Genomic DNA, 24,916 nt, shown 5'->3' with positions numbered 1-24,916 from the left:
CTCAGAAGCTGCGTGGCAGTTCGAGCAAGTGCTCGGCGACGTAGGAAAGAATCAGGTTGGTGGAGATCGGCGCGACCTGGTACAGACGGGTCTCGCGGAATTTGCGCTCCACGTCGTATTCGCAGGCAAAGCCGAAACCGCCGTGGGTCTGCAGGCAGGCGTTGGCCGCTTCCCATGAAGCTTTGGCCGCGAGGTACTTGGCCATGTTGGCGCTGGCACCGGCGTTCTTGCCGCTGTCGTATTCCTCGCAGGCACGCCAGCGCATCAGGTCGGCGGCTTCGATCTCGATGTGCGCTTCGGCAATCGGGAACTGCACGCCCTGGTTCTGGCCGATCGGGCGGCCAAACACCACGCGGTCGCGGGCATAGGCCGCGGACTTTTCGATGAACCAGCGACCGTCGCCAATGCACTCGGCGGCGATCAGGGTGCGCTCGGCGTTCAGGCCATCGAGGATGTACTTGAAGCCCTTGCCCTCTTCGCCAATCAGACTGTCGGCTGGAAGCTCGAGGTTGTCGAAGAACAATTCGTTGGTTTCGTGGTTGACCATGTTGGCGATCGGCTGAACGGTCAGGCCTTTGCCAATGGCTTCCCGCAGGTCGACCAGGAAGATCGACATGCCTTCGGATTTCTTTTTCACCTCGGCCAGCGGGGTGGTGCGCGCCAGCAGGATCATCAGGTCGGAATGTTGAACGCGCGAGATCCAGACCTTCTGGCCGTTGATCACGTATTTGTCGCCCTGCTTCACCGCCGTGGTCTTGATCTTGGTGGTGTCGGTGCCGGTGGTGGGCTCGGTGACACCCATCGATTGCAGCCGCAGTTCGCCACTGGCGAGCTTGGGCAAGTAAAAGCGCTTCTGCTCCTCACTGCCATGCCGCAACAGGGTGAACATGTTGTACATCTGGCCGTGCACGGTGCCGGAGTTGCCGCCGCAGGCGTTCACCTCTTCGAGAATGACCGAGGCTTCCGCCAGGCCCAGGCCCGAACCGCCGTATTCTTCCGGGATCATCGCCGACAGCCAGCCCGCGTCGGTCAGCGCCTTGACGAAGGCTTCGGGGAAACCCTTTTCTTCGTCGATCTTGCGCCAGTATTCAGCCGGGAACTCGGCACACAGGGCGCGCACGCCTTCACGGATGACATTCAGGTCTTCGTTTTCGTATGGATTCATCATGCTTGCTCGCGTCTGCCAGCCGCCCGTGAACAGCCGGGCCTGGCGATCTGTAAGAAGAAGGGTTCAGTCGAAGCTGACTTCAGCGCTCTGCGCGACACCGGCTTCATTGCCCGCCCACAACTGCGCTTTGCCCGGCTCGACGATGCGACCGCCGACGCTAAACGCATCCGGGACGTTCAGCGGCCGGACGCCGCGATAAGCGAAATGACGCACGCGCTTGCCCGGGTTGCCACGGATAAAGGCACGCAGGTTGAACGTGGCGATCATCGGTCCATGAACCACCAGGCCTGGATAGCCTTCGGTCTCGGTCACGTAGGGGTAGTCGTAGTGAATGCGATGACCGTTGAAGGTCACGGCCGAGTAGCGGAACAACAAAGTTGGGGTTGGCTCGATAGTCTCGCTCCAGTCACCCTGGGCCGGCGGCTCGCCGCTGTTGAGCTTGGGCGGATTGGGTTCGCGGTACACGATGTCCTGTTCTTCGCGCACGCACAGTTCGCCCTGCTGTGAATAGTCGTGACGCACCGTCACGAACAGCAGCGAACCCGTGCGACCGTGCTTTTCTTCAATGTGCAGAATGGTCGACAGACGATGAGCATCCGCGCCGACTTTCAGCGGCCGGACGAATTCGACGCGGCCACCGGCCCACATGCGGTTACGGTTGTCGGCGGGAGGCAAAAAGCCGCCGCGCGCCGGATGGCCGTCACCGCCCAGTTGCGCTTCGAACACCGGCTCCTGAAAAAAACACCACTGCCACAGCGGCGGCAGTGCGTCGCCATAGGCAGGCGTGGGCTCGCCAAACGTAGCGGCAATCCGTTTGATCAGGTTATGGCTCAAATGATCCTGCGCTTCCTCGGTCCGTCCGATCCAGGCACTGAAATCCACAGGCGACTCTGAAGCACTCATGGCAAGGAACCCTCTGCGTTTGTTGTTATTCGCAGATCATGGGAGCTGTCCGGCATTCTGTGAATTTGCATTTGCATATACCGGCGTTCATGTATGCTGAACGCCATTGCAATGTCCGGACACAAACCATGCACTTCGACCTGGCTGACTTGCGCCTCTTCATTCACATCGGTGAATCACCCAGCCTGACCCAGGGCGCCCGCCGTGCCTTTCTCTCGCCCGCTGCCGCCAGTGCGCGCATCAAGGCGCTTGAGGGTCAGCTGGATACGCGCCTGCTCTATCGCGACAGCCGGGGTGTCGAACTGACCCCGGCCGGGCAACGTTTGCTCAAGCACGCGCGGCTGATCATGAGTCAGGTGGATTACCTGAAGAGCGAGTTCACCCATTACGGGACCGACTCGGCCGGCCACATCCGCATCTTTGCCAACACCACCGCCGTCACCGAGTTTTTGCCAGAAGTGCTGGCCGGGTTTCTTGCCAAACGGCCAGGGGTGACGGTGGATCTGCAGGAGCGGTTATCGCGGGACATCGTGCGCGGTGTGCTCGACGGCAGCACCGACATGGGCATCATTGCCGGCCCCGTCGAAGCTGCAGGCCTGCAGGTCATCCACTTCAGCACCGACCGCCTGGTGCTGACGGTGCCCGAGGGACACGAACTGGCGAAGCAGAAGACCGTCACGCTCAAACAGACCCTGGCGTTTCAGCACATCGGTTTGCACGAGGGCAGCACGTTGTTGAGTTTTCTGCGCGATCACGTCGAGCGACTGGGGCAAAATCTTTCGTTGCGGATCCAGGTGTCGAGCTTCGAAGCGATCTGCCGGATGGTCGAAGCGGGCGTGGGGATCGGCATCATTCCCGAGTCGGCGGCACTTCGGCACAGCAAGACCATGAAGCTGGTGACCATTGAGCTGGACGAGCCATGGGCCGTGCGCGAGCGCAGCATTCTGGTCCGGGAACTGGACGCCCTGCCGGGGGTGGTCAGGGCGTTGATTGCGGTGTTGATGCCGAGTTAGCAACCCTTGGAAACACTGAAGGCTCCGGACGGATTTCACTTCTGCGGCGTCTGAAACTCAGTCTTCGTCCGGATGCGCTGGTTCAGACGCCTCAACACTCAGATCCATACATCGTTCTGTGCCGTGCGCTCGTTGGTGTCGTCACCGGTATTGATCACGCCGGTCGGCTCGATCAGCATCAGCTTCACTTCCTTTTCGGCATAGGGTTTGTGCTCCACGCCCTTTGGCACGACGTATAACTCGCCCGCGTTGAGCTCGACAAAGCCATCACGAAAATCGATGCGTAGGCAGCCTTCGAGCACGATGAAGGTTTCGTCGGTGTCGGCGTGGCTATGCCACAGGAAATCCCCTTCCAGACGCGCCAGTTTGAACTGGTAGTCGTTCATTTGAGCAACGACCTTGGGCTGCCATTGCTCAGTGAACAGGCTGTATTTCTGGGCGAAGTTGACGGGGTGATGGGCGTTCGAAGCAATAGACATGAGAGGGCTCCGGGAGGTCTGGTGGAGCCGTCAATCTAAGGGGCACCCGCCTGGAACGTCTTGTACATTATTGCACGGGCGAGGCCATTACCTGTGACGTACGTTCACAGCAGGTGTGCTCGCGAGGGGCTTTTTCCTCTTTCACGAAGGGCATAGGCTGCTCTCAACCCTGGACATTTGAGCATCCCGGGATTCAGATCACCTACCGTGAGCAGACGCCAATGAGCACACCCGCCAAGCCAGACGAACTCGCCATCCCCTATCAATTGCCACAAGTGCCGTTCATGACGCCGGACATGGTGCACGCTGGCGTACTCACCACCTGGCTCGACGACGATAACCTCTGGGTGCCGGTGACCAGTTCCGTTTCGTTCAAGCCGTTGCTGCTTAGCACCACCGGGGGCTATTACATCAACCTGCTGCGTGTCCGCCAGAGTGGCGTGCTGTCCCGTCATCGTCACAGCGGCGGTGTCCACGCGATCGTGTTGAAGGGTCGCTGGTATTACCTGGAACACGACTGGGTCGCCGAAGAAGGCTCCTTTGCCTACGAGCCGCCAGGTGAAACCCACACCTTGTTCGTGCCGGAAGACGTCGAGGAAATGATCACCTGGTTTCACGTCCAGGGCGGCTACACCTATGTCGATCCGCAGGGTGTCGCGGTCGGTTACGAAGACGTGTTCACCAAGCTTGAAGCCGCACGTAAACATTACAAATCCCTGGGCCTGCCGGACGACTACATCGAGCAGTTCATCCGCTGAGTCCCGCCGCAAGACACAACAGGCGCGCCGTGGGCGCGTTTGTTGTTCAAGGGTCGAAATACTGGCAGGCTGCGTAGCAAATCGTAAGCGGTCGCGAGAGAGCAGATGGATAACTACTCACAGATGCTGGCGTTCATGTGGGCGACCGAACACGGCAGCTTCTCCGCCGCAGGGCGCGCGCACGGGCTGACCCCGTCAGCGGTGAGCAAGCTGATCACTCGCCTGGAAAACCGCTTGCAGGCCCGGCTTTTCCAGCGTGGCACACGCAGCCTCACCCTGACCGAAGAAGGCTCGGCGTACCTGCTCAGCGCGCGCGAAGTCATCAATGCCATGGCAGAAGCGGACTCGTTGGCCGAAGCCTTTCCGAACCGGGTCAGCGGATCGCTGCGCATTCACACCATGACCACGTTCGCCAAACACCAGATTCTGCCCTGGCTGCCGGAATTCCTGTCCAACTACCCCGGGCTCACCGTCGACATTCAGGTGGGTGCGCAGTACGTGGACACTTTCGATCAAGGGCTGGACATCGCGATTCACAGCGGCGTGTTGCCTGATTCGTCCCGAGTGGCGAAAAAGATAGGCGAAAGCGCGTGGATGACCTGCGCGTCGCCCGCTTACCTGGCCCGACGAGGCACACCGTCGCGGCCGCAGGACTTGCTCGATCATGACTGCTTCAACTTCGGCTTCGCCAGCGCCTGGAACAACTGGCGGTTCTCGACACCGGAGGGCGTGGTGACGATCCCCATCGCGCCCAAGGCGGCGTTCGCTCAAGGGGACCTGCTACGCGAGATGGCGCTGGGCGGCGCAGGAATCGTGCGCCTGGCGCAGTTTCACATCGGCGAAGACCTCCGCGCCGGGCGACTCGTCCCGCTGCTGACCGACTTCGACTTGCCGGAAAAAGAGCCGCTGTATCTGATCTATTCGAACAGAAAGCACCTGAGCCCGAGAATCCGCGTGTTTCGCGACTTCCTGGAGAACAGGCTGCGGGAGTCGCCTTGGGATTAAGGATTCACAGCCACGCGCCTGAGCGCAGGCGCAGACCTCAGAACGTCGGCGGCGAAACTGCGCTGACCACCACGCACACTTCATCGAAGGGGTTTCGCATCCGGTGCGGCAGGCGGCTGTCGAAGTAGTACGCGTCCCCGACCGACAGGACGCGCACCTCATCGCCGACGGTCATTTCCAGCCGGCCTTCGATGATGATGCCGCCCTCCTCGGCTTCGTGGGAGTAAAGCTCTTCGCCTTCCTGGCCAGTGTCGGCGCCGGGTTCGTAGCGTTCGTGAAGGATCATCATCGAACTGTTGGCCAGGTTGGCGCCGACCTGCCGGTACGACAGCATTTTGCCGTCGGCCAGTTCGACCAGTTCGCTGGCCTTGTAAAACACCGCGCGATCAACCACCGCGGAGTCTGAAAAAAACACGCTCAGGGTCACGTTGAGGGGCTTGAGCAAGCGCTTGAGGATACTGACCGAGGGGCTGGATTTGTCCCGCTCGATGATCGACAGCGTGGCGTGAGGCACGCCTGCCAGTTCGGCGAGGCCGCGTATGGACAAGCCCCGGCTTTGTCGAAGGGCCTTGAGCCGCGCACCGACGGAGGCGGTTTCTTCGCCCGCGATCTCGTCTTCAGGCGGCTCTTCCGGCGCGTGGGGGTTGCGGCTGATCGCCGGCGTATCGGTCACGGTGTATTCCTCGAATGTACGCGACACATCACGGCGACGCCGTGCTGTGGTTTGCGCGCGCGCAATGCCAAGGGAATCGCGGCGCACCATGTTGGGTATTTCGCACCAACACGCTTCACCTGACAAGCGCAAAAGTAACAGGCGCAAATTGTGCTCGGTCTGGCATGACGCTGGCGGCGAGCCTGCAGGCGGCAGCGGGTACGGAAATTCCCGTGGCCGAATATCAAATTTCGGGCATGAAAAATCAATCGCTTACCGGTCATCCGGGCAATTTCAATTTTCGGAGGCGCAGGAAAATAAAACTTGCGTCGCGGATTTCACAGTGGTAAAAATTTTTACCACCACAACACACACCATCTGCGTCGAGGTTCCAAATGCACAAGAAGCACAAGCCGTGCCACGCGTTAGCCGCTCTCGCGTTTGCCGTCGCCGGGCTGGCAGCCGCACAGACTGCAAGCGCCCGTGACCTGACCATCGTTTCCTGGGGAGGAAACTTTCAGGACGCCCAACGGGAAATTTTCTTCACGCCGTTTGGTCAGCAAACCGGCAAGAAGGTCCTGGACCAAAGCTGGGACGGTGGCGTGGGTGTCCTCGACGCCAAGGTGAAAGTCGGCAACCCGAACTGGGACGTCGTAGAGGTGGAAGCCGAAGACCTGGCGCTGGGTTGTGACTCGGGGCTCTACGAAAAAATCGACTGGGCGAAAGTCGGCAACAAGGCTGACTTCATCCCCGAAGCCGTGAACGACTGCGGGGTCGGCGCGATCGTCTGGAACACCGGTGTGGCGTGGGACGGCGACAAACTGAAAACCGCACCTACCTCGTGGGCCGACTTCTTCAACACGCAGAAATTTCCCGGCAAACGCGGCCTGCGCAAAGGCCCCAAATATTCGCTGGAATTCGCCCTCATCGCCGACGGCGTGAAGCCGACCGACGTGTACAAAGTGCTGCGCACACCCGAAGGCGTGGACCGCGCGTTCAACAAGCTGAACAGCATCAAATCCAGCATCGTCTGGTGGGAAGCCGGCGCTCAGCCGCTGCAGATGCTGTCCGCGGGTGACGTGGTCATGAGCTCGGCCTACAACGGCCGCATCACCGGTTTCAACCGTAACGAAGGCAAGCACTTCAAGTTCCTGTGGAACGGCAGCGTGTCGGCGATCGACTCCTGGACCGTGCTCAAGGGCAGCGAAAACAAAGCCGCGGCCATGGATTTCATCGCGTTCGCCAGCAAGCCGGAAAACCTTTCCAAGCTGCCGAAATTCATCGCCTACGGCCTGCCCAACACGAAAGCCAACGACCTGGTGCCGGCAGACCTGAAGGCCGACCTGCCGACCACACCGGACAACCTCGCCGCCGCGCTGCCGCTGGACGTCGAGTTCTGGGTCGACAACACCGAGTCGCTGACCGAGCGTTTCAACGCCTGGATCGCGCAGAAGTAAGACTCACCTTCCCTGCCGCCCGCTTCAGGGCGGCGGTTTCACCCATGAACGATCCCCGCCTCGCGCTGTTCGCGAGGTGCGGTCACTGTTTGCTTCTTCATTTTGCGTGAGCAGGCAGATGAGTAGCGAAAAACGGATTCTGCCTACTCCCTGATGAGGGCTGCGACATGAAACACCTGGTCAGCTTCAAGAACATACAAAAAACCTACGACGGCTTTCGTCCTGTCGTCAAAGACCTGAACCTGGACATCAAGGAAGGCGAATTCGTCACCCTGCTCGGCCCGTCCGGCTCGGGCAAAACCACCAGCCTGATGATGCTGGCCGGTTTTGAAACACCGACCCACGGCGAGATTTTTCTGAAAGACAAACCGCTGCATAACCTGCCGCCGCACAAGCGCGACATCGGCATGGTGTTTCAGAACTACGCGCTGTTCCCGCACATGACCATTGAGGAAAACCTTGCGTTTCCACTGTCCGTGCGCAAGATGAACCGCATCGAGCGTGCCGAGAAAGTCCGGCGCGCGCTGGACATGGTGCGGCTCAACGATTTCGCAAAACGCTACCCGGCGCAGATGTCCGGCGGCCAGCAACAGCGGGTGGCCCTGGCACGCGCGCTGGTGTTCGAGCCCAAGCTGGTGCTGATGGACGAGCCCCTCGGCGCACTCGACAAGCAACTGCGCGAACACATGCAGCTGGAAATCAAACACCTGCACAAGCAACTCGGGCTCACCGTGGTCTACGTGACCCATGATCAGAGCGAAGCCCTGACGATGTCGGATCGCGTCGCTGTATTCAACGACGGCGTGATCCAGCAGATCGACAGCCCGGCCGCCATTTACGAGACCCCGACCAAAAGCTTCGTGGCGCAATTCATCGGCGAGAACAACACGTTGCTGGGCACCGTGCTTTCCAGAGACGCGACCCACTCCACCGTTCGCCTCAAGGACGGCAGCATCGTGCAGGCGATCACGGTGACCGACGCGCAACCGGGCGAGTCCGTCGCGCTGTGCATCCGCCCTGAGCGCGTCATCGTCAGCGCCGCCGGAACAACGCCTTTGACCGCGCGTATCCGCGAATACATCTACCTCGGTGACCACGTGCGAATGATCACCGAAATCGCCGGCCAGCCTGACTTCATGATCAAACTGCCGACCGCGCAAATGGACAGCAGCTGGACCGTCGGCAGCTCCATTTCCCTCTCGTGGGCGCCCGATCATATTCGCGCCCTCGACGTCATTCAGCACTGAGGCGCCGACCATGAGCCAGACCGCCACACTGCTTCAGGGCGACGAAGAAACCTTCGACCTGAGGACCAAGCTCCGCAAGTCCCAGCGCGCCTACAAACTGAAGTCCCTTGCGCTGATCGCCCCGTTGTTCCTGTTTGTGCTGGTGTGCTTTGCATTCCCCATCGGCACGATGCTCAGCCGCAGCGTCGACAACCCTGAAGTCAACACGGCGATGCCGGCGACGACGGCGGCGTTGAGCACCTGGCAAGGTAACGCACTGCCTGATGAACGCACCTACGTTGCCTTGATCAAGGACTTGGCCGATGCCAAGGAAAACGGCCAGATTCTCGCGCTGAGCAAACGCCTGAGTTACGAACTTGCGGACTACCGCACGGTCATCACCAAGACCTTGCGCAAGTTGCCGGACGACAGCGCAGCATCGAAACGCGACGCGCTGATCGAGGTCGACAAAGCCTGGGGCGATGTCACCTACTGGAAAGCGCTCAAGCAGGCTTCGTCGAAACTGACGCCGTATTACCTGCTGGCCTCGCTGGATCATCGCTTTGACTCCGTGACGGGCAGCATCGTCAAGGCTGAGCCCAATCAGTCGATCTACGTCGATATCTTTGCCCGCACGTTCTACATTGGCGCCATCGTCACGGTGCTCTGCCTGTTGCTCGGGTTTCCCGTGGCGTACTGGCTGGCGATCTTGCCGGAAGGCAAAAGCAACCTGCTGATGATTTGCGTCCTGCTGCCGTTCTGGACCTCGCTCATCGTGCGCACGGCAGCCTGGATCGTGTTGTTGCAATCGGACGGCCTGATCAATCGGACCTTGATGTTCCTCGGCATCGTCGACGCGCCGATTCAACTGGTGTTCAACCGAACCGGCGTGATCATCGCCATGACCCATGTGCTGTTGCCGTTCATGATTCTGCCGCTGTACAGCGTCATGAAAAGCATTCCCTCGAACTACGTGCGTGCCGCCATTTCGCTGGGTGCTCATCCGTTCGTGGCGTTCTGGCGCGTCTATGTCCCGCAAACCTTCGCAGGGCTGGCGGCGGGCGGTTTGCTCACGTTCATCCTTGCCATCGGTTACTACGTGACACCCGCGCTGGTGGGCGGCGCTGCCGATCAGATGGTCAGCTACTTTGTCGCGTTCTACACCAACAAGACCGTGAACTGGGGCATGGCGTCGGCCCTCGGCAGTTTGCTGCTGATCGCGACCCTGTTGCTTTACGTGGTGTACGGCAAGCTCACCAACCCGACTCAGGCGAGGTAACCGACATGTTGCAGCCTTACGCGTCTCCCGCTGAAAAACTCGCCCGGTTCGCACTGGTGTCGGCGTCCATCCTGATCCTGTTGTTCCTGATCGTGCCGATCCTGGTGATCATTCCGCTGTCGTTCAATTCGTCGTCGTTCCTGACGTACCCCATGGACGGTTTTTCCTTCCGTTGGTACGAGGAGTTGATGTCTTCTCAGGACTGGCAGCAGGCGTTCAAGAACAGCTTCATCATCGCGCCCGGCGCCACGTTGCTGGCGATGGTCTTCGGCACCATGGCGTCGGTGGGTCTGTGTCGCGGTAACTTCCGCTTCAAAGGCGTGGTCATGGCGTTCCTGATTTCGCCGATGATCGTGCCGCTGATCATCGTTGCGGTCGGCCTGTACTTCTTCTTCGCCAAGCTGCAATTGCTCAACAGCTACATCGGTCTGGTGCTGGCCCACGCCATGCTCGGTGTGCCCTTCGTCGTCATCACGGTCAACGCGACGCTGCAAGGGTTCAACACCAACCTGAGCCGCGCCGCCGCAAGCCTCGGCGCCCCGCCCTTGACCGTGTTCTTCAGGGTCGTTTTGCCGCTGATTGCGCCGGGTGTGATCTCCGGCGGCCTGTTTGCGTTCGCGACCTCCTTCGATGAAGTGGTGGTCACGCTGTTTCTCGCCAGCCCGTCGCAACGCACCCTGCCGCTGCAGATGTTCGCCGGGATCCGGGAGAACATCAGCCCGAACATCGCCGCCGTCGCCACCATCATGGTCGTTCTGTCGGTGTTGATGTTGTTGACGCTGGAGGTCCTGAGGCGGCGCAACGAAAAACTGAAGGTAAAACAAGAATAAGCAGGCGGCGCCGCGCTGTCGGCCGCATTGAACACAACCACGTGACGCCTCCCGAACAGCCTTCGGGACGGCAAACTACTGTCCAGATTCAGAGGTTCAGAATGGCTAACTTAGTTGGCGATGTATCCAGCGCCGCCCGCATCCTCCCGGAATTGAACGGCGAGAAACTGTTCATTCATCACGGCAAGGGCGCGTATCTCTGGGACGACAAGGGCCGCCAGTACATCGACACCGCGCTGGGCTTCGGCGCGGTCTTGCTCGGGCACGCCAATGACTCGGTCAACGCCGCCGTGACCCAGGCCCTGGCAGACAGTGCCGCGCCTTCCTGGGCCCATGTCCGCGAACACGGCGCGGCCACGGCCCTGGCGCAGCACACCGGTGCGCTGAGCAAAGTGATGTTCACCAACTCCGGCAGCGAGGCGGTCCACCTGGCCTGCCGCGCGGCGCGGGCGTACACCGGTCGCAGGAAGATTGCCAAGATGGCGGCCGGTTTTGACGGCTGGTTCGATGACGTCAGCTTCGGCAACGTGACCTCCAATGAAGCGAGTTTCAGCGATGGCGCCCGCCCTACGACCGAGCGAACCACGCTGCTGCGCTTCAACGACTTCGAGGATGTGGAGCGATTGTTCGCCGAAGACCAAGACATCGCGGCCGTCATTCTGGAACCGATGCTCGCCAACGCCGGCTGCATCATGCCGCTGCCTGGCTATTTGAAACATGTGCAGGACATCGCTCACCAGCACGGCGCACTGGTGATCTGCGACGAGGTGCTGATGGGCTTTCGCTTGTTCCCAGGCCTCGCCGGTTTGCGCGAAGGGCTGGACCCTGATCTGGCCAGCGTCGGCAAAGCCATCGGCAATGGTGTTCCGGTGTCGGCGGTCGTCGGCAAACCCGAGATTCTGGCGGGTTTCGAGGAAGGTCGCGTGGCGCGCGGCGGTACGTTCAGCGGCAACCCGATGGCCTGCGCTGCCGTGACCAGCACCCTGGCGCAGCTGGATGAAAGCGACTTTGAAATGCTGATCAAACGCGGCGACGCGCTGCGTCAGGCAATTGAAGCCGCCTTCAAATCCCAAGGCATCACGGTGGTCACCAGCGGCTATGGAAACGTCTTCGGGATCTGGCTTTCGGCGGATGCGCCGGTGACCTATGAGCAAGCGGCGCACAAGGCCAACCCCGCCTTCACCAACGCGCTACACCTGGCGTTGCGCGAAGCCGGCCTGCTGATGATGCCGTCGCCTTACGGCCGGATTTACATCTCGTTCGAGCACACCGACGAGGTGATTGAAGCGATGAAAACAGCGTTCGAAACCGCTGCCGCGAAATTGAAGCCGGCATTCGCCGACGCTTGAAGGGTGGCCCTGACAGCCGGCTTGGTGCGGGCCGCGTTCGGACGAAGGCAGTGGGTCAGCGACATCTTTGCTGAATGACACACCGCGTTCGCTGCCGTCGTAACCTCGGACGTCTCCCACAGGGTAATGTGTCGTCCCGCAGATATTGTGGCAGGCATCGCATTTGTGGGAGCCGGCTTGCTGGCGAATGCGGTGGGTCAGCGACATCCTTGCTGAATGACACACCGCATTCGCTGCCCTCGTAACCTCGGACGTCTCCCACAGGGTAATGTGTCGTCCCGCAGATATTGTGGCAGGCATCGCATCTGTGGGAGCCGGCTTGCTGACGAATGCGGTGGGTCAGCGACATGCATGCTGAATGACACACCGCGTTCGCTGCCGTCGTAACCTCGGACGTCTCCCACAGGGTAATGTGTCGTCCCGCAGATATTGTGGCAGGCATCGCATCTGTGGGAGCCGGCTTGCTGGCGAATGCGGTGGGTCAGCGACATCCTTGCTGAATGACAGACCGCATTCGCTGCCCTCGTAACCTCGGACGTCTCCTACAGGTGGTGCGGGGTTCCGGGATCTGCGGCACGCATCGATTTGTAGGAGCCGGCTTGCTGGCGAATGCGGTGGGTCAGCGACATTCATGCTGCATGACACACCGCGTTCGCTGCCGTCGTAACCTCCGACGTCTCCTACAGGTATTGCGGGATTACCCGAATTCGCGGCGGACTTTAACCTGTGGGAGCGAGCTTGCTCGCGAAGGCGGTGGGTCAGCGACATCCTTGCTGAATGACAGACCGCATTCGCTGCCCTCGTAACCTCGGACGTCTCCCACAGGGTAATGTGTCGTCCCGCAGATATTGTGGCGGGCATCGCATCTGTGGGAGCGAGCTTGCTCGCGAAGGCGGTGGGTCAGTGACATCGCCGGTGACTGACCCACTGCCCCGCCCTCAGGCCTGAGCTCGCATTCGAGTGCCCAGCATCTTCAGCCACCGGCCTGGCGGGTAACCATAGGTCTTAACAAAATGCCGCGTCATGTGGCTTTGATCGGAAAATCCGGCCATCACAGACGCGTCACTCAGGGACACACCCAGCGAAATCGAATGCCGCACCAGATCCAGTCTTCGCAGGGTCAGGTAGCGGTGCGGGCTGGTGCCGAACAGCACACGAAAATCCCGCGACAGGCGCCAGCGGTCGGTGTCGCTGGCCTGCTCCAGTTGGTCGAGGCTAACGCCCTGCTCCAGGCTCGCCATCAGCAACTCCCGCGCACGCTCGGCAGCCGCATAGTCGACCGATTGTCTTCCCTTGCGCACGCCCGCCGCGTCCTGCAGCGCCATGGCGATGTCGAACACCGCGTCGTCCAGCTCGAGCGGATCGAGCGTGGTCTGCAGATCCTGCAACAACGCCTGCGTCGCCTTGAACAACCGCGGATCGCTGGACACACCGCCCTTGATGAACGGTAGCGGTTTGCCGCCCAGCACATGCTGAATCATCGCCGGTTCCAGGTAGAACATCCGGTAGCGAAAGCCTTCTTCGGTGCCCGCGTGGCCGTCGTGCGGCTCGTCGGGATGCAACACCATGGTCTGGCCCGGCAGGTTATTCACCCGCTCCTTGCCGTACTGAAAGCTTTGCACGCCAGACAGGGTGTGTCCGATGGCGTAGGTGTCGTGCCGATGCATCTCGAAACCATGGCCGTGGAAATACGCCTCGATCCGCTCCATCTGCGGCAACGGTTTGGCACGCATTACCCAGTCCCGCTCGGAATGAGCGAGGTGGGCTTCTCCGTTTGAGTACTTATCCATTGTGGCGGCTCACGATCGAAAGGATGCAACGCGACACAGATACCATTTGGCAACCTCATTGGGAATGTTCAGGTGCATGGACGGTCGGAAAGCCTGCGTGCGGTTGTTCTGGCGCCTTTCAGACGACTGACGCGTGACCCACCGGTTCTGGTTTACCGGGCTGGCCATTAATGTGACACCATCGAGAACCGTTCTCAAATAAAAACAGGCGCGTGGCATCGACCGATTTGGCACACGCAGCCCTTGATACCCTCTTCTTACGCGGACTGCCTCACCATGAATTTTCTGCGCCGTAGCGTGCTTGATCGACAGCTCAAACACTCCCTGTCCCGGAATAAATGCCGACTGGACAGTGGCATCCGGGGCCTTCGCAGGGACATGGAACTGACCTTGGAATACGGCGTGAAACTGCACCAGATCAAGATCAACTCCAGCAAACTGAGCATCGGCGCCTACACCGATATCGTCAGTGGTTCCGAGCTGCAAAATGTCTCCAGTATCGGCCGCTACTGCTCCATCGCGCGCAACGTGACCATCGGTCAAAACCGGAAATCGCATCCACTGAGCTGGCTCAGCTCCCACAGTGGTCTGGTCGGCCTGCGTCAGCGCCAAAGCCCCGCCACTTCGATTCATGAGGAGGTCAAGCAGACCGTCGTCGGGCATGACGTGTGGATCGGCATGGACGTGTTGATCCTGGAAGGCATCACCATTGGCACCGGCGCGGTGATCGGCGCTCAGTCGCTGATCACCAAGGATGTCCCGCCGTACGCCATCGTGACGGGGTCGCCAGGTAAGGTGCAGCGCTATCGCTTCGAGCCGCACATCATCGACGGCTTGCTCGCCAGCCAGTGGTGGAACCTGACCCCGCATCAACTCGCCGAACTGCCGATTGAAGACCCCGAAGCGCTTCTGGAGGCGTTGAAAGGGTTTGTCGTGCCGGACAGTCACCCGGGCAAGGTCGTGGTGCGCAACCAGCCGTTTGCGGTGGACTACCACGCAGCGCAGTGACTAGCCCGACTGTTTCCCGCTGGCCGCTGCGTCGTTGGTGGCGTGCACGGCAGGCATCCTGGCATTGAGCAGCGCCTGAATCGCCTGGTTATAGGCCTGTCGTCCCAGGTTCATACTGTTGTTGTGGTTGCCACCGGGCACCATCAGCAGATCCTTGGGCTCTTGCGCCGCCTGAAACAGCTCTTGGCTGAATCGCGGCGAGACGAACTGATCGGCGGTGCCATGAACGATCAACACAGGCATATGCACGTCGGCGATTTTGTCGATGGAGTCGAATTTCTGCGACACCAGCCAACGCACCGGCAGCGATGTCCGCGTGCTCGCAACGGACGCCGCCACATCGGCAAGGTTGGTGAAGGTCGATTCGATGATCAAACCGCGCGCCTGAATCGGCTCCGCGCCCGTTTGCGCATTGCGACCCAGCTCGGCGGCCAAGTCCACGGCCACCGCCCCTCCGAGCGAATGCCCGTAGATCAGGCGCTTCTGTGGATCGGGCTGCAGTTGTTTCAACCGCTCCCAGGCGATGCGCGCATCCTCGTACACCGAGGCCTCAGACGGGAGTTGCCCTTTGCTCTCGCCAAAGCCGCGATAATCGATGGCCAGCACGGAAAAGCCCAGCGCATGCAGTTGTTCGATGCGAAAGAACTGACCGGTGAGGTTCCAGCGCGACCCGTGCAGGTACAGCACGGCGGGCGCGTCTTTTTTCTCCGCCAGCCACCACCAGGCGTGGATGTTCTGTGAGACACCAAACGATGGCGCCTTGAGTTCCAGAACCTGAACGTCCTCCGGGATGCCGTGATACCAACTGGCGACGCCCGGCTCAATCATGAACACCAGCTCCCGCTCCTTGTGCTGCAACGCCGCGCACCCGACCGGCAGGCCGACGACGATCAACAGCATGCACAGCCAGAAAAACCAGCGCGCCTTGAAGTGGGCCAGGGAGAGTTGCGGCATAAACGATAGGTTCCGGAGATCAGGTGAGCGCTCCGGCAGTTTGCCATTCATTGCGGCGCGAGGTCACTGCCGTTTGCCGGTTGGCCAGGGAACCGGCACTATTTGCCAGAACACCGTAACCATTGTGGGAGCCAGCTTGCTGGCGAATACGGTGTGTCAGTCGGCCTGAGTATTACTGACCCAGCGCTTTCGCCAGCAAGCCGGCCCCCAAAGGTTCAAGCGAGTTCGGACAGTCAGTAACCCGAACCCGACGCCTCAGCGCCGCTGATGATGGCGATACCGGAGCTGGTGCCCAGACGGGTAGCACCCGCTTCGATCATGGCAATCGCCGTCTTGTAGTCGCGCACGCCGCCCGACGCCTTGACGCCGACATCGGCACCCACGACCTTGCGCATCAGGGCAACGTCTTCGAGGGTCGCGCCGCTGCGGCTGAAACCGGTGGAGGTTTTGACGAACGCGACGTCCAGCTCGCGGCAGATTTCGCAGGCTTTGGTTTTCTGTGCGTCGTCGAGCAGACAGGTTTCCAGAATCACTTTCAGGGGGACCGCGCCGCACGCTTGCTTCACAGCGGCAATGTCGTCACTCACCTGATCCAGAAGGCCATCTTTCAAGGCGCCCACGTTCAGCACCATGTCGATTTCGCCCGCTCCAGCCGCAATCGCCTGCTGCGCTTCGAACGCCTTGGTGTCGCTCAGGCCGGCGCCCAGCGGGAAGCCGACCACGGCGCAGACCTTGACCCGCCCTTCGGTGAGCAACGAGGCGGCGTAAGGCACCTGGCCTGAGTTCACGCACACCGAATAGAATCCATGCTCCTGCGCTTCACGGCACAATGTGGCGATCTGCTCGCGGGTCGCATCGGCGGCCAGCAAGGTGTGGTCGATATACTGCGCGAGTGCTGCGGGTTCGATCTTCATTTCGGTCCTTCTTCCTGTCGGGGAGCGGGTAAGAGAAGCAGTTACCAGCGACACGCTTTAAGCTGCAAGCCTGTGCGCTTCATTTTGTGTTGTATATATAACAGTAAATGTTATTTTTTTACCATATTCAATCGACAGCCGGAATGCCTGTGGACAGTAAAAAATCCGACCGCATCAAACTGATTCAACAAGCCCTGCAGGATCAGAAAGCCATTCACCTGCGTGAAATGGCCGACCTGCTGGACGTCTCGGAGATGACCTTGCGTCGCGACCTGGGCCGTCATCCCGACAAATTCCACCTACTCGGCGGGCACATCACGCTGGCCTTCGATCCGTCCGATGCCAGCGATTACAAGGTCACCGAGCAAGGCACTCGCCACGTCGAAGAAAAGCGCCGCATCGGCAAGCTGGCGGCTGCGTTCATCAAGCCCGGTGACACGGTGTTCTTCGACTGCGGCACGACGATACCTTTCGTCATCGATTTCATTCCCGACGAGCTGGATTTCACCGCCGTGTGCAATTCGCTCAACGTGTTGCTCAAATTGCAGCAGAAACCCAACTGCACCATCGTGCTGTGCGGCGGCACGTTTCATCGCAAGAACCAGGTCTTCGAACACCACAGCGAAGCGAGCATCCTGGACGGCATTCGCCTGACCTGGGCCTTTGTCTCCGCTGCAGGTGTCAGCGACGAATTCGGCGTGACCTGCTTCAACTTCAATGAGGTCGAGGTCAAGCAGAAGGTCCTGCGCCAGGCGCGTCACTGCATGCTGCTGGCCGACCACACCAAGTTCGACGCCGTGCGCACCGCGCACTTCGCCGCGCTGGAGAACTTCCATGTGGTGGTCACCGACAAGAAACTGCCCAAGCCCTACCGCGACCTGATTCAGGGATATGGGGCGCAGTTGGTGATGTGATGGAGCTCGGATCTCCATCGGCTGATACGCCCTCTTCGTGAGCAAGCTCACCCCCACAGGATCGTGTACGGCCGGAAACGTGTGCCGAACGCGAACACCTGTGGGAGCGAATTCATTCGCGATGGGATCTCAGCGTCTCAAATCACTATGGATCTGCTGCACTTCCGCAGCCGCCAGATACCCGGTCGTCACACTGAACGACGCACTCTCCCCTGCCCCCAGCATCCGCACATTGCCCTTGGCCTTTTCGGCCAGATACCCCTCGGGCTCACAAGTGGCTGGCAAGACGAACGCCGCCACCTGTTGATCGACGTTGTGCAGAATCCAGCGTGCCGCATGGTCGAACTGCGCCGGCGCGTAACGGGTATAAAACGCAGGCCCGTGGGGATGCTTGAGCAGAAAATGGGCATTGCCCCTGGCATCCGCCTGAACGCCGTCGAAGAAACAGACGATCTCCGGGTCATACAGCTCGGGCGTGTTCAAGGTCTGCAGGCGCGATGGATCTTCCGTCAGCTCGGCCATGTACGCCGACCACGCGGGGGTCGGTTTCACATGCGCGGGGACGCTGCTGCGAACCCGCGTACGCTCGACGCTCAGCGGCTCGACGAACTGTCCGTCCGCGACGTAGGCGTAGTTCATGTGTGCCATGTACATCAGTTCCATCGGCTTGCCGGCCAGGTTGCGCACGTCCATGCCAATGTCGAACAGCGCCGAGGCGGCGCGCAACGTCACGCTGGGTCTGGCGCGATAGTGATCGCCAAACCCCATCACATACTCGTACTCGCCGCCGACGCGCAGAAACGCGCCGGCGGCATCCTGCCCTACTTCCAGCCAGGCACTGTCCATCGCCGCGCACGGCATTTCGCCGTGCAGTGGATGATCGTCCTGCGGGGTCGGGCAGCCGTTGCGCAGAAGACCGCTGTGGAACATGAAGCAGCCATAGGTGCCGATCACGGTCGCACTAGGGCGCGGTTGCTCGAACATGTTGCGCATGGTCAGGTCGCAACCGTCGAATACGGCCGACCAGACCATCTGCCCCTGATACGGCAATACCACGACGCGCCCCCGATTGTTCTCCAACGCCAGCGCCTTCACGCCGCTCGGGTAGGTCCACGCCAGCACGCGGAAGTCCGCCGATTCGAGCAGGGTTTTCTCGTCGCCACCGAACAGCTCGGGGTAAAGCGGGATCGTGGTGCGTGTGTCGAGGCCGTTCATGATGCGGTCACCGCACCCACAGGCGCTGTTTCGCTGCGGGGATCACGCATGCACTTGATCGCGTAGGCGACGATGACCACGAAGCACAACAGCGGGACGGTGTAGGCGATCTGCATGTTGCCATGGGTGGCATCGGACAGCAGGCCCTGGAAGATCGGCATGACGCCGCCACCGACGATGCTCATGACCAGCAGCGAACCGCCCACGCCGGTGTCTTCGCCCAGGCCATCGATGGTCAGGCCATAAATCGTCGGCCAGCAAGGACCGAGGAAGATGCTCACGCCCACCGCGGCGTAAACCGCGCTGATGTTCGGCACCAGAATCGTGTAGGCCAGCAGTGCGATGGTCAGCACGCCATAGATCGCCAAGACCTTGGCCGGGTGCATCTTGCGCATCAGCAGGTTGGCAATCATCTTGCCGACGAAGTAAGCAGCGAAGGTGGTCAGCAGGAACCACGAGGCGCTGCGCTCGTTCATGCCCCCCATCTGCATGGCCAGGCGAATGGTGAAGCTCCACACGCCGACTTGCGCCCCGACGTACAGAAATTGCGCGAGCACACCAAAGGTGAAGCGCGGGTTGCGCCACAGGCGCGAGAGGCTCTGGCCGATGCTGCTGGATTTGACGCTGGCCTTGACGATGCCCTTGCACGCCGGGAATTTGGTGAAGGCGATCAGCACGAACATCAGAATCAGGACCGCGATCATCCATTTGTACGGCAGCAGGGTCGACTGGATCATTTCCAGTTGCTGGATCGCTGCGTCGGATGCGCTCATCTGCGTCAGCTGCTCGCGGGTGGCGTCGGTGTCTTTGAACATCACGAAGCTGCCGACGTATACGCCCGCCATCGCTCCGAACGGGTGGAAGGTTTGCGAGATGTTCAGGCGGCGAGTGCCGGTTTCACGCGGACCCATCAGCGTCGAGTAGGTGTTGCACGCGGTTTCGAGAAACGACAGGCCGGCCGCGATGACGAATAGCGCCATCAGGAACATGCCGTACTTGGCCATCGACGCTGCCGGGAAGAACAGCGAGCAACCCACCATGTACAACAACAGGCCGATCAGAATGGTGGTCTTGTAGCTGAAACGCCGGACGACCATGGCCGCTGGAATCGCCACGAAGAAGTACCCCAGATAAAACGCCGACTGCACGAACGCTGTCTGGAAGTCGCTGAGCAGGAAGGCCTTCTTGAAGTGCGCGATCAGCACATCGTTCATGCTCGCCGCCGCCGCCCACAACGCGAAACAGCAGCACAGCAGCAGAAAGGCGAACCAGGGCGTGCGGTTCAGGTAGAACCCGTCCGGTGATTGTTGGAGCGCGGGTTTTGTCATTGTTGTTCTCCGTGAAGTGCAGGGACTGCTACGCCACGCCGATGCGGTCATCGGACATGGCGCCGCGGCGCGTGGATGACTTACAGCGTGTCGAGGAATTGCCGGAACGTGGCAGCGTCCGGATAGGAACTCTGGGTACCCAGGCCGGTGACCGAACAGGCGGAGTAGGCAACCGCCTGGGTCATGGCATTGCGCATGTCGCCTTCCTCGCTCCAGTGGCGAGCGAAGCAACCGATGAAGGCATCGCCTGCGCCGGTGGTGTCGCGGGCGTTGACCTTGATGCCCTCGACGCGGAATTCGCCCTCCTCGCCCACGTACAGCGCGCCCTTTTCGCCAAGGGTCACGATGACGTGACGAATGCCGTCCTGCACCAGTTGCAAGGCGGCAGCGCGGGCAGCCTCCAGGGAGTCAACGACTTGCCCTGTGATCAGCGCCAGTTCGGTCTCGTTGGGAATGAAAAAGTCCAGTTGCGAGAGATGATCGCGGCTCAGGCCTTTGACGGCGGGCGCGGGGTTAAGCAGCACCGGGATACCGTTGGCCTTGGCAAATTCGATGGCGTAGTAAACCGTTTCCAGCTCGATTTCCAGCTGCAGCACCATCAGCTTGCAGTCGCGCAATGCGGCGTGCGCTGCGTCGATGTCGGCGGGTTTCAGGTGCGCGTTGGCGCCTTTGACGATGAGGATGCTGTTGTGCGAATCGCTCTGCACGAAGATCGGTGCGACGCCGCTGGACACGCCAGGCACGCGTTGCACGAATTGAGTGTCGATGCCGAAGCGCTTGAAGTTGGCCAGGGTGTTGTCGGCGAACATGTCGTCGCCGACCTTGCTCAGCATCAGCACGTCGGCGCCGAGCTTGGCAGCCGCGACGGCCTGGTTGGCACCCTTGCCACCGCAACCCATGGCGAAATTCGGCGCTTCAAGGGTTTCACCCTGTGCCGGCATCCGGTCGATGTAGGTGATCAAATCCACCATGTTGCTGCCGATGACCGCGATCTTGTTCATGTGTGTGATTACCTTGTTCACGCGATGAGGCTCTGAAAAGCGAACCAAAGCGCGTTATTATTTTTGTTATTTAAATAACATTTATTGTGACTATTCAACCTATTTTTTACGGCCGGCCATGCTCCGCATACGAAAACGGGCCAGACATCGCAGCCTGACCCGTTAAAACGGTGGATTTAGAGGGGTTGGCGCCGTTGGTCTATACAGACCACCGCCAGTCGCAATCGTTTGCGATTGCCTTTTTTGTCAACTTGGGGGCGCAATTAGCCGCACGCGCCTGCGGCTAAACACGTTCAATGCGCGCCCCACGCTCATCTGACTGAACGCGATTCACTGAAGGAGCGCGCTTGGTCTGGGCCGCAGTCGGACGATCTGCCGGGAACCGGCAGCAAAACAGGCGCATGCGGTGTGTAGGTATATCGGGCAGGACCAAACGCCCTGCGCACTACATCAGGAAATACAGCAGCAGAATATTCGCCACCAGCATCGCCAATGCCGTCGGGATCTGCGCCTTGATCACTGCGTACTTGTCCGGCAACTCCAGCAATGCCGCCGGCACGATGTTGTAGTTCGCCGCCATGGGTGTCATCAGCGTGCCGCAGTAGCCGGAGAACATGCCGATGGCGGCCATCACCGCAGGATTGGCGCCGTACATGCCCACCAGCACCGGCACACCGATGCCGCCGGTCATGACCGGAAAGGCCGCAAAACCGTTGCCCATCACAATGGTGAACAGCGCCATGCCCAACACATACACCATCACCGCCACGAGACGAAAATCCAGATTGATGTACGCCGTTGCCAGATGCGCGACCGCCTTGCCCACGCCCGCATCGTTGAACACCAGGCCCAGCATCGCCAGCATCTGCGGCAACACCAGCGCCCAGCCCAAGGCTTCGGTCAAACGACGGGATTCGCGCATGGCTTGCACGGGCGTGTCGCGGGTCAGCCAGCAGGCCAAAGCCAGCGCCACCAGACTGCCGATCCCCAGCGAGACGAACGTGCTGTTGGCCGGATCCAGCAGGAACACGTCGCCAAACTTGATGTTCTTCAGCAACACCGCACCGATGACCGTGACCACTGGAATCGCCAGCGCTGGAATGAACAGCTTGTTCTTCAGCCGCCCTGCACTCTCGCGACGCGCTTTGTCTGGCAGGGTGTCGTGCTGGCCAAAACCGACCCCGCCGAACCCGGCGATCAGCGCCATGACGATGACCCCGACGCCAACCCATACAGGCGGCAGGCGATCACCCACCAGAAAGGCTATGGCAAACAGCCCCCAGAATGCCCCGGTGCTCCAGCGCTTGGGATTGCTGCGGTCAGTCAGCGTCATGAACGCAGTAATGGCCAGAATCACACCTGCCAGCCAATAGAGGTATTGAATGGAAATGATCATGGCGCGATCTCCGTGATGACCGTTGAAGGCTGTGGCAACGCTTTAAGTTCACGATTGAGTCGCTGATCAAATCGATGCAGACGGATCCCATGAATCACGAACGCACAGATCGCCGTCGGAATGCCCCAGAACGCGATGTGCATCGGGTCGACATCGATGCCTGAGCCCAGCAAAAAGGTGTGCATCAAGGCAATGGCGCCAAACGCGACGAAGATGTCCTCACCGAAGAACAGCCCGACGTTGTCGGTCGCGGCGCATAACGACAGCAGCTTGATGCGCAGCGCTTCAGGCAATTTGCCGAAGCGGGATTCGGCGGCGCCTTCCGCCATCGGGGCAAGCAACGGGCGAACCATTTGCGGATGCCCGCCCAAGCTGGTCAGTCCCAACGCCGCCGTTGTTTCACGCACGAACAGGTAAGCGATCAGCAGGCGTCCGGCGGTGGCGCCGGTAAACCGTGCAATCCAGTTTTGTGCATGCAGACGCAGGCCATGCCGTTCCAGTAGACCGATGACGGCCAGCGGCAGGAGGATGATCAGCGGCAATGTGCGGGTCTTGATGAACCCGGTCCCGACGGTGGCAAGAAGGGTCTCCAGCGGCATGCTCGCGGCCAGGCCCGTGGCCAAAGCCGCCAGCGCCACCACCAGCATCGGGTTGAAGCGCAGGACAAAACCCAGAACGATCACTAGCACGCCGAGCAGCGGCCAGAGGTTGATAGCGGTTTGCATAATCGAGATCTCGTTTTTTGGTGCTCTGATTCGTTGAATGGACACACCGACGTCGGACCGGCCGACTCGGCGCAGGCGTCAACGCTCCTACCACAACGGCACGGTATAGCTGACGATCAGCCTGTTCTCGTCCAGATCGTTGCCGAAGTTCGAACGCACGGTCGCGTTGCGCCATTTCACGCCGAGGTTTTTCAGCGTGCCGCTCTGAATCACATAACCGATGTCCGTATTGCGCTCCCACTCCTTGCCCTCGCCGCCCGCTGCACGCTCGACGTTATCCCCCGACACGTAACGGCTCATGAACGTCAGGCCGGGCACGCCCATCGCAGCGAAGTCATAGTCGTAACGCAGTTGCCAGGAACGCTCCCTGGCGTTGGCGAAATCACCAATCTGAATGAAGTTGACCAGGTACGGGTCGCTGCCCGCGATGTAGGGGAACGGGTCGTCGCCGGTCATGCGTTGATAGCCGACACCGAAGGCGTGGGCCTTGAGCCGGTAGGTGAACATCGAGCCAAATGCCTGATTGTCGAGATCCCGAAAATGGCCGTCTTCGCGACTGCTCGCGTAGCGCAGGTCGCTCTTCAGGCTTTGCCCTGTCGCGATCGGCAACACATGCACCAACCCGCCGTAATACTGCTGATAGACGTTTTCCAGCTGACCGTAATGGGCGCTCAACGCCAATTGCGGGGTGAACTGATAGTCGCCTCCACCGAAGTTGAAACTGTTGCTGGTGCCGCCGATCCGGTTGGCGCTCATCTCGGTGAAGTCGGACGAACTGTTGGCCTTGATCCGGTCGATGTGCCCGCCTGTGAACTTGAAGCTGTCCAGTTCCTGCGACGTCAGCAGGCCGCCGCGAAAGGTCTGCGGCAACAGCCGCGTATCGTTCGAGTTGATGACGGGGTCGCGGAAAAACAGTGAGCCGACCTTGAGCTCGGTCTTCGACACCTTCACCTTGGCGGTCAGCCCGAGCTTGGCGTAGTCATCCTGAGAACCGCCAGAAGACAGGTCGGCAGGCAGCAAACCGGTGCCCGCGGTGCCATCACCTGAGTCCAGTTTCACGCCGACCATCCCCAGCGCGTCCAACCCGAAACCCACCGTGCCTGCGGTATAGCCCGATTGCAGACGCAGCAGAAAACCCTGCGCCCACTCCTCAGCCTTGTCGCGAGCGCCCGCCTGACGAAAGTCGCGATTGAAATAGAAATTTCGCGCTTCCAGTTCGCCTTTGCTGTCCGCCAGAAACTCCGCCTGAGCGGTGATGCCGTATGTCAGAGTGGCACTGCCGAACAGCAACGCGCAGACGTATTTTTGTTGGTTATGTGTCATTGAAGCCTCTTCCCATGAGCGCGCAGCGGTGTCGACCGACTGCTGGCAGAGCGCAGCTAATGAATGAGGTCGAGCGCCGAAACGCTACGACCCTGAAGGCTGGACGCCCAGCTGATCGTGGAAAACTTCCACCTCGGCGTCGTACCTTTCTCGTGTCGACGGCCATCTTTCGGCAGGCCGGGGCGCTGCGTCCAACGGGAAAAAACCGCTATGCCCGATAAGATTTTCT

Annotated in this window: 24 protein-coding genes; 11 read left to right on the top strand and 13 right to left on the bottom strand. The window is 60.5% G+C overall.

The features are described 5' to 3' along the window. Position 1: 1 nt before the first annotated feature. Both ABDX87_RS23180 and ABDX87_RS23175 read right to left on the bottom strand, forming a co-directional pair. The gene (locus ABDX87_RS23180) at positions 2 to 1,165 is read right to left on the bottom strand and encodes an acyl-CoA dehydrogenase family protein (protein WP_346833600.1); all 1,164 of its coding nucleotides are present in this window, start codon (positions 1,163 to 1,165) and stop codon (positions 2 to 4) included. A gap of 66 nt (positions 1,166 to 1,231) precedes the next feature. Then, on the bottom strand, positions 1,232 to 2,071 hold the full coding sequence (locus ABDX87_RS23175; protein WP_346829966.1) for an FAS1-like dehydratase domain-containing protein: 840 nt from the start codon (positions 2,069 to 2,071) through the stop codon (positions 1,232 to 1,234). A 128-nt stretch (positions 2,072 to 2,199) separates the two neighbouring features. Here ABDX87_RS23175 and ABDX87_RS23170 point away from each other — a divergent pair, with 128 nt between their 5' ends. Continuing rightward, positions 2,200 to 3,084 carry a LysR family transcriptional regulator gene (locus tag ABDX87_RS23170; RefSeq protein WP_346829965.1) on the top strand — a complete coding sequence of 295 codons (885 nt, stop codon included), beginning with the start codon at positions 2,200 to 2,202 and terminating at the stop codon, positions 3,082 to 3,084. Positions 3,085 to 3,182: 98 nt separating this feature from the next. Here ABDX87_RS23170 and ABDX87_RS23165 read toward each other — a convergent pair whose 3' ends face one another. Continuing rightward, a complete protein-coding gene (locus ABDX87_RS23165; RefSeq protein WP_346829964.1) occupies positions 3,183 to 3,563 on the bottom strand; it encodes a cupin domain-containing protein in 381 nt (126 codons plus the stop codon). 221 nt (positions 3,564 to 3,784) lie between these two features. Here ABDX87_RS23165 and ABDX87_RS23160 point away from each other — a divergent pair, with 221 nt between their 5' ends. Both ABDX87_RS23160 and ABDX87_RS23155 read left to right on the top strand, forming a co-directional pair. Beyond that, positions 3,785 to 4,321: a 2,4'-dihydroxyacetophenone dioxygenase family protein gene (locus ABDX87_RS23160; protein ID WP_346829963.1), complete on the top strand. Its 537-nt coding sequence runs from the start codon at positions 3,785 to 3,787 to the stop codon at positions 4,319 to 4,321. Positions 4,322 to 4,426: 105 nt separating this feature from the next. Next, positions 4,427 to 5,326, top strand: coding sequence for a LysR family transcriptional regulator (locus tag ABDX87_RS23155; RefSeq protein ID WP_346829962.1), 900 nt, complete (start codon positions 4,427 to 4,429; stop codon positions 5,324 to 5,326). 37 nt (positions 5,327 to 5,363) lie between these two features. Here the strand turns inward: ABDX87_RS23155 and ABDX87_RS23150 are convergent, their stop codons facing one another. Next, complete coding sequence (locus ABDX87_RS23150; RefSeq protein ID WP_346829961.1) at positions 5,364 to 5,999, bottom strand: cupin domain-containing protein; 636 nt, start codon at positions 5,997 to 5,999, stop codon at positions 5,364 to 5,366. A 14-nt stretch (positions 6,000 to 6,013) separates the two neighbouring features. On the opposite strand from ABDX87_RS23150, the gene ABDX87_RS23145 reads away from it, so the two are divergent. The 6 genes from ABDX87_RS23145 to ABDX87_RS23120 all read left to right on the top strand — a co-directional run bounded on the left by ABDX87_RS23145 (position 6,014) and on the right by ABDX87_RS23120 (position 12,119). Next, entirely contained in the window at positions 6,014 to 6,328 is a 315-nt protein-coding gene (locus tag ABDX87_RS23145; protein WP_346829960.1) for a hypothetical protein, read from the top strand. Positions 6,329 to 6,373: 45 nt separating this feature from the next. Continuing rightward, on the top strand, positions 6,374 to 7,435 hold the full coding sequence (locus ABDX87_RS23140; RefSeq protein WP_346829959.1) for an ABC transporter substrate-binding protein: 1,062 nt from the start codon (positions 6,374 to 6,376) through the stop codon (positions 7,433 to 7,435). A 167-nt stretch (positions 7,436 to 7,602) separates the two neighbouring features. Continuing rightward, positions 7,603 to 8,682: an ABC transporter ATP-binding protein gene (locus ABDX87_RS23135; protein WP_346829958.1), complete on the top strand. Its 1,080-nt coding sequence runs from the start codon at positions 7,603 to 7,605 to the stop codon at positions 8,680 to 8,682. A 10-nt stretch (positions 8,683 to 8,692) separates the two neighbouring features. Next, on the top strand, positions 8,693 to 9,940 hold the full coding sequence (locus ABDX87_RS23130; RefSeq protein ID WP_346829957.1) for an ABC transporter permease: 1,248 nt from the start codon (positions 8,693 to 8,695) through the stop codon (positions 9,938 to 9,940). A gap of 5 nt (positions 9,941 to 9,945) precedes the next feature. Continuing rightward, positions 9,946 to 10,770 (top strand): ABC transporter permease, encoded by an 825-nt coding sequence (locus ABDX87_RS23125; protein ID WP_346829956.1) that lies wholly within the window; start codon positions 9,946 to 9,948, stop codon positions 10,768 to 10,770. A gap of 101 nt (positions 10,771 to 10,871) precedes the next feature. After that, positions 10,872 to 12,119 (top strand): aspartate aminotransferase family protein, encoded by a 1,248-nt coding sequence (locus ABDX87_RS23120; RefSeq protein ID WP_346829955.1) that lies wholly within the window; start codon positions 10,872 to 10,874, stop codon positions 12,117 to 12,119. A gap of 938 nt (positions 12,120 to 13,057) precedes the next feature. On the opposite strand, the gene ABDX87_RS23115 is transcribed toward ABDX87_RS23120, so the two are convergent. Beyond that, complete coding sequence (locus ABDX87_RS23115) at positions 13,058 to 13,852, bottom strand: AraC family transcriptional regulator (RefSeq protein WP_346829954.1); 795 nt, start codon at positions 13,850 to 13,852, stop codon at positions 13,058 to 13,060. A 333-nt stretch (positions 13,853 to 14,185) separates the two neighbouring features. Between ABDX87_RS23115 and ABDX87_RS23110 the strand changes: the two genes are divergently transcribed. Then, on the top strand, positions 14,186 to 14,917 hold the full coding sequence (locus tag ABDX87_RS23110) for a CatB-related O-acetyltransferase (RefSeq protein WP_346829953.1): 732 nt from the start codon (positions 14,186 to 14,188) through the stop codon (positions 14,915 to 14,917). On the opposite strand, the gene ABDX87_RS23105 is transcribed toward ABDX87_RS23110, so the two are convergent. Both ABDX87_RS23105 and deoC read right to left on the bottom strand, forming a co-directional pair. After that, positions 14,918 to 15,871 (bottom strand): alpha/beta hydrolase, encoded by a 954-nt coding sequence (locus tag ABDX87_RS23105; protein ID WP_346829952.1) that lies wholly within the window; start codon positions 15,869 to 15,871, stop codon positions 14,918 to 14,920. A 233-nt stretch (positions 15,872 to 16,104) separates the two neighbouring features. After that, a complete protein-coding gene (gene deoC / locus ABDX87_RS23100) occupies positions 16,105 to 16,785 on the bottom strand; it encodes a deoxyribose-phosphate aldolase (protein WP_346829951.1) in 681 nt (226 codons plus the stop codon). Between the two features lie 143 nt (positions 16,786 to 16,928). On the opposite strand from deoC, the gene deoR reads away from it, so the two are divergent. Then, positions 16,929 to 17,699, top strand: coding sequence for a DNA-binding transcriptional repressor DeoR (deoR, locus tag ABDX87_RS23095; protein WP_346829950.1), 771 nt, complete (start codon positions 16,929 to 16,931; stop codon positions 17,697 to 17,699). Positions 17,700 to 17,828: 129 nt separating this feature from the next. On the opposite strand, the gene ABDX87_RS23090 is transcribed toward deoR, so the two are convergent. The 6 genes from ABDX87_RS23090 to ABDX87_RS23065 form a co-directional block, all read right to left on the bottom strand. Continuing rightward, positions 17,829 to 18,914, bottom strand: coding sequence for an aldose 1-epimerase family protein (locus ABDX87_RS23090; RefSeq protein ID WP_346829949.1), 1,086 nt, complete (start codon positions 18,912 to 18,914; stop codon positions 17,829 to 17,831). Beyond that, entirely contained in the window at positions 18,911 to 20,242 is a 1,332-nt protein-coding gene (gene fucP / locus ABDX87_RS23085) for an L-fucose:H+ symporter permease (protein ID WP_074754367.1), read from the bottom strand. Before fucP ends, ABDX87_RS23090 begins: the two co-directional genes overlap by 4 nt. A gap of 80 nt (positions 20,243 to 20,322) precedes the next feature. Next, positions 20,323 to 21,243 (bottom strand): ribokinase, encoded by a 921-nt coding sequence (rbsK, locus tag ABDX87_RS23080; RefSeq protein WP_346829948.1) that lies wholly within the window; start codon positions 21,241 to 21,243, stop codon positions 20,323 to 20,325. A 445-nt stretch (positions 21,244 to 21,688) separates the two neighbouring features. Continuing rightward, a complete protein-coding gene (locus tag ABDX87_RS23075) occupies positions 21,689 to 22,639 on the bottom strand; it encodes a DUF979 domain-containing protein (protein WP_346829947.1) in 951 nt (316 codons plus the stop codon). Next, positions 22,636 to 23,364, bottom strand: a complete 729-nt coding sequence (locus ABDX87_RS23070) for a DUF969 domain-containing protein (RefSeq protein WP_346829946.1) — start codon at positions 23,362 to 23,364, stop codon at positions 22,636 to 22,638. Before ABDX87_RS23070 ends, ABDX87_RS23075 begins: the two co-directional genes overlap by 4 nt. A gap of 87 nt (positions 23,365 to 23,451) precedes the next feature. Then, on the bottom strand, positions 23,452 to 24,687 hold the full coding sequence (locus ABDX87_RS23065; RefSeq protein ID WP_346829945.1) for an OprD family porin: 1,236 nt from the start codon (positions 24,685 to 24,687) through the stop codon (positions 23,452 to 23,454). Positions 24,688 to 24,916 lie beyond the last annotated feature (229 nt).

This window comes from Pseudomonas abietaniphila (assembly GCF_039697315.1).
Classification (GTDB): Bacteria; Pseudomonadota; Gammaproteobacteria; order Pseudomonadales; family Pseudomonadaceae; genus Aquipseudomonas; species Aquipseudomonas abietaniphila_B.
The sequence above is the reverse complement of the archived record's forward strand: the minus strand, read 5'-3'. Positions and strand labels throughout refer to the sequence as shown.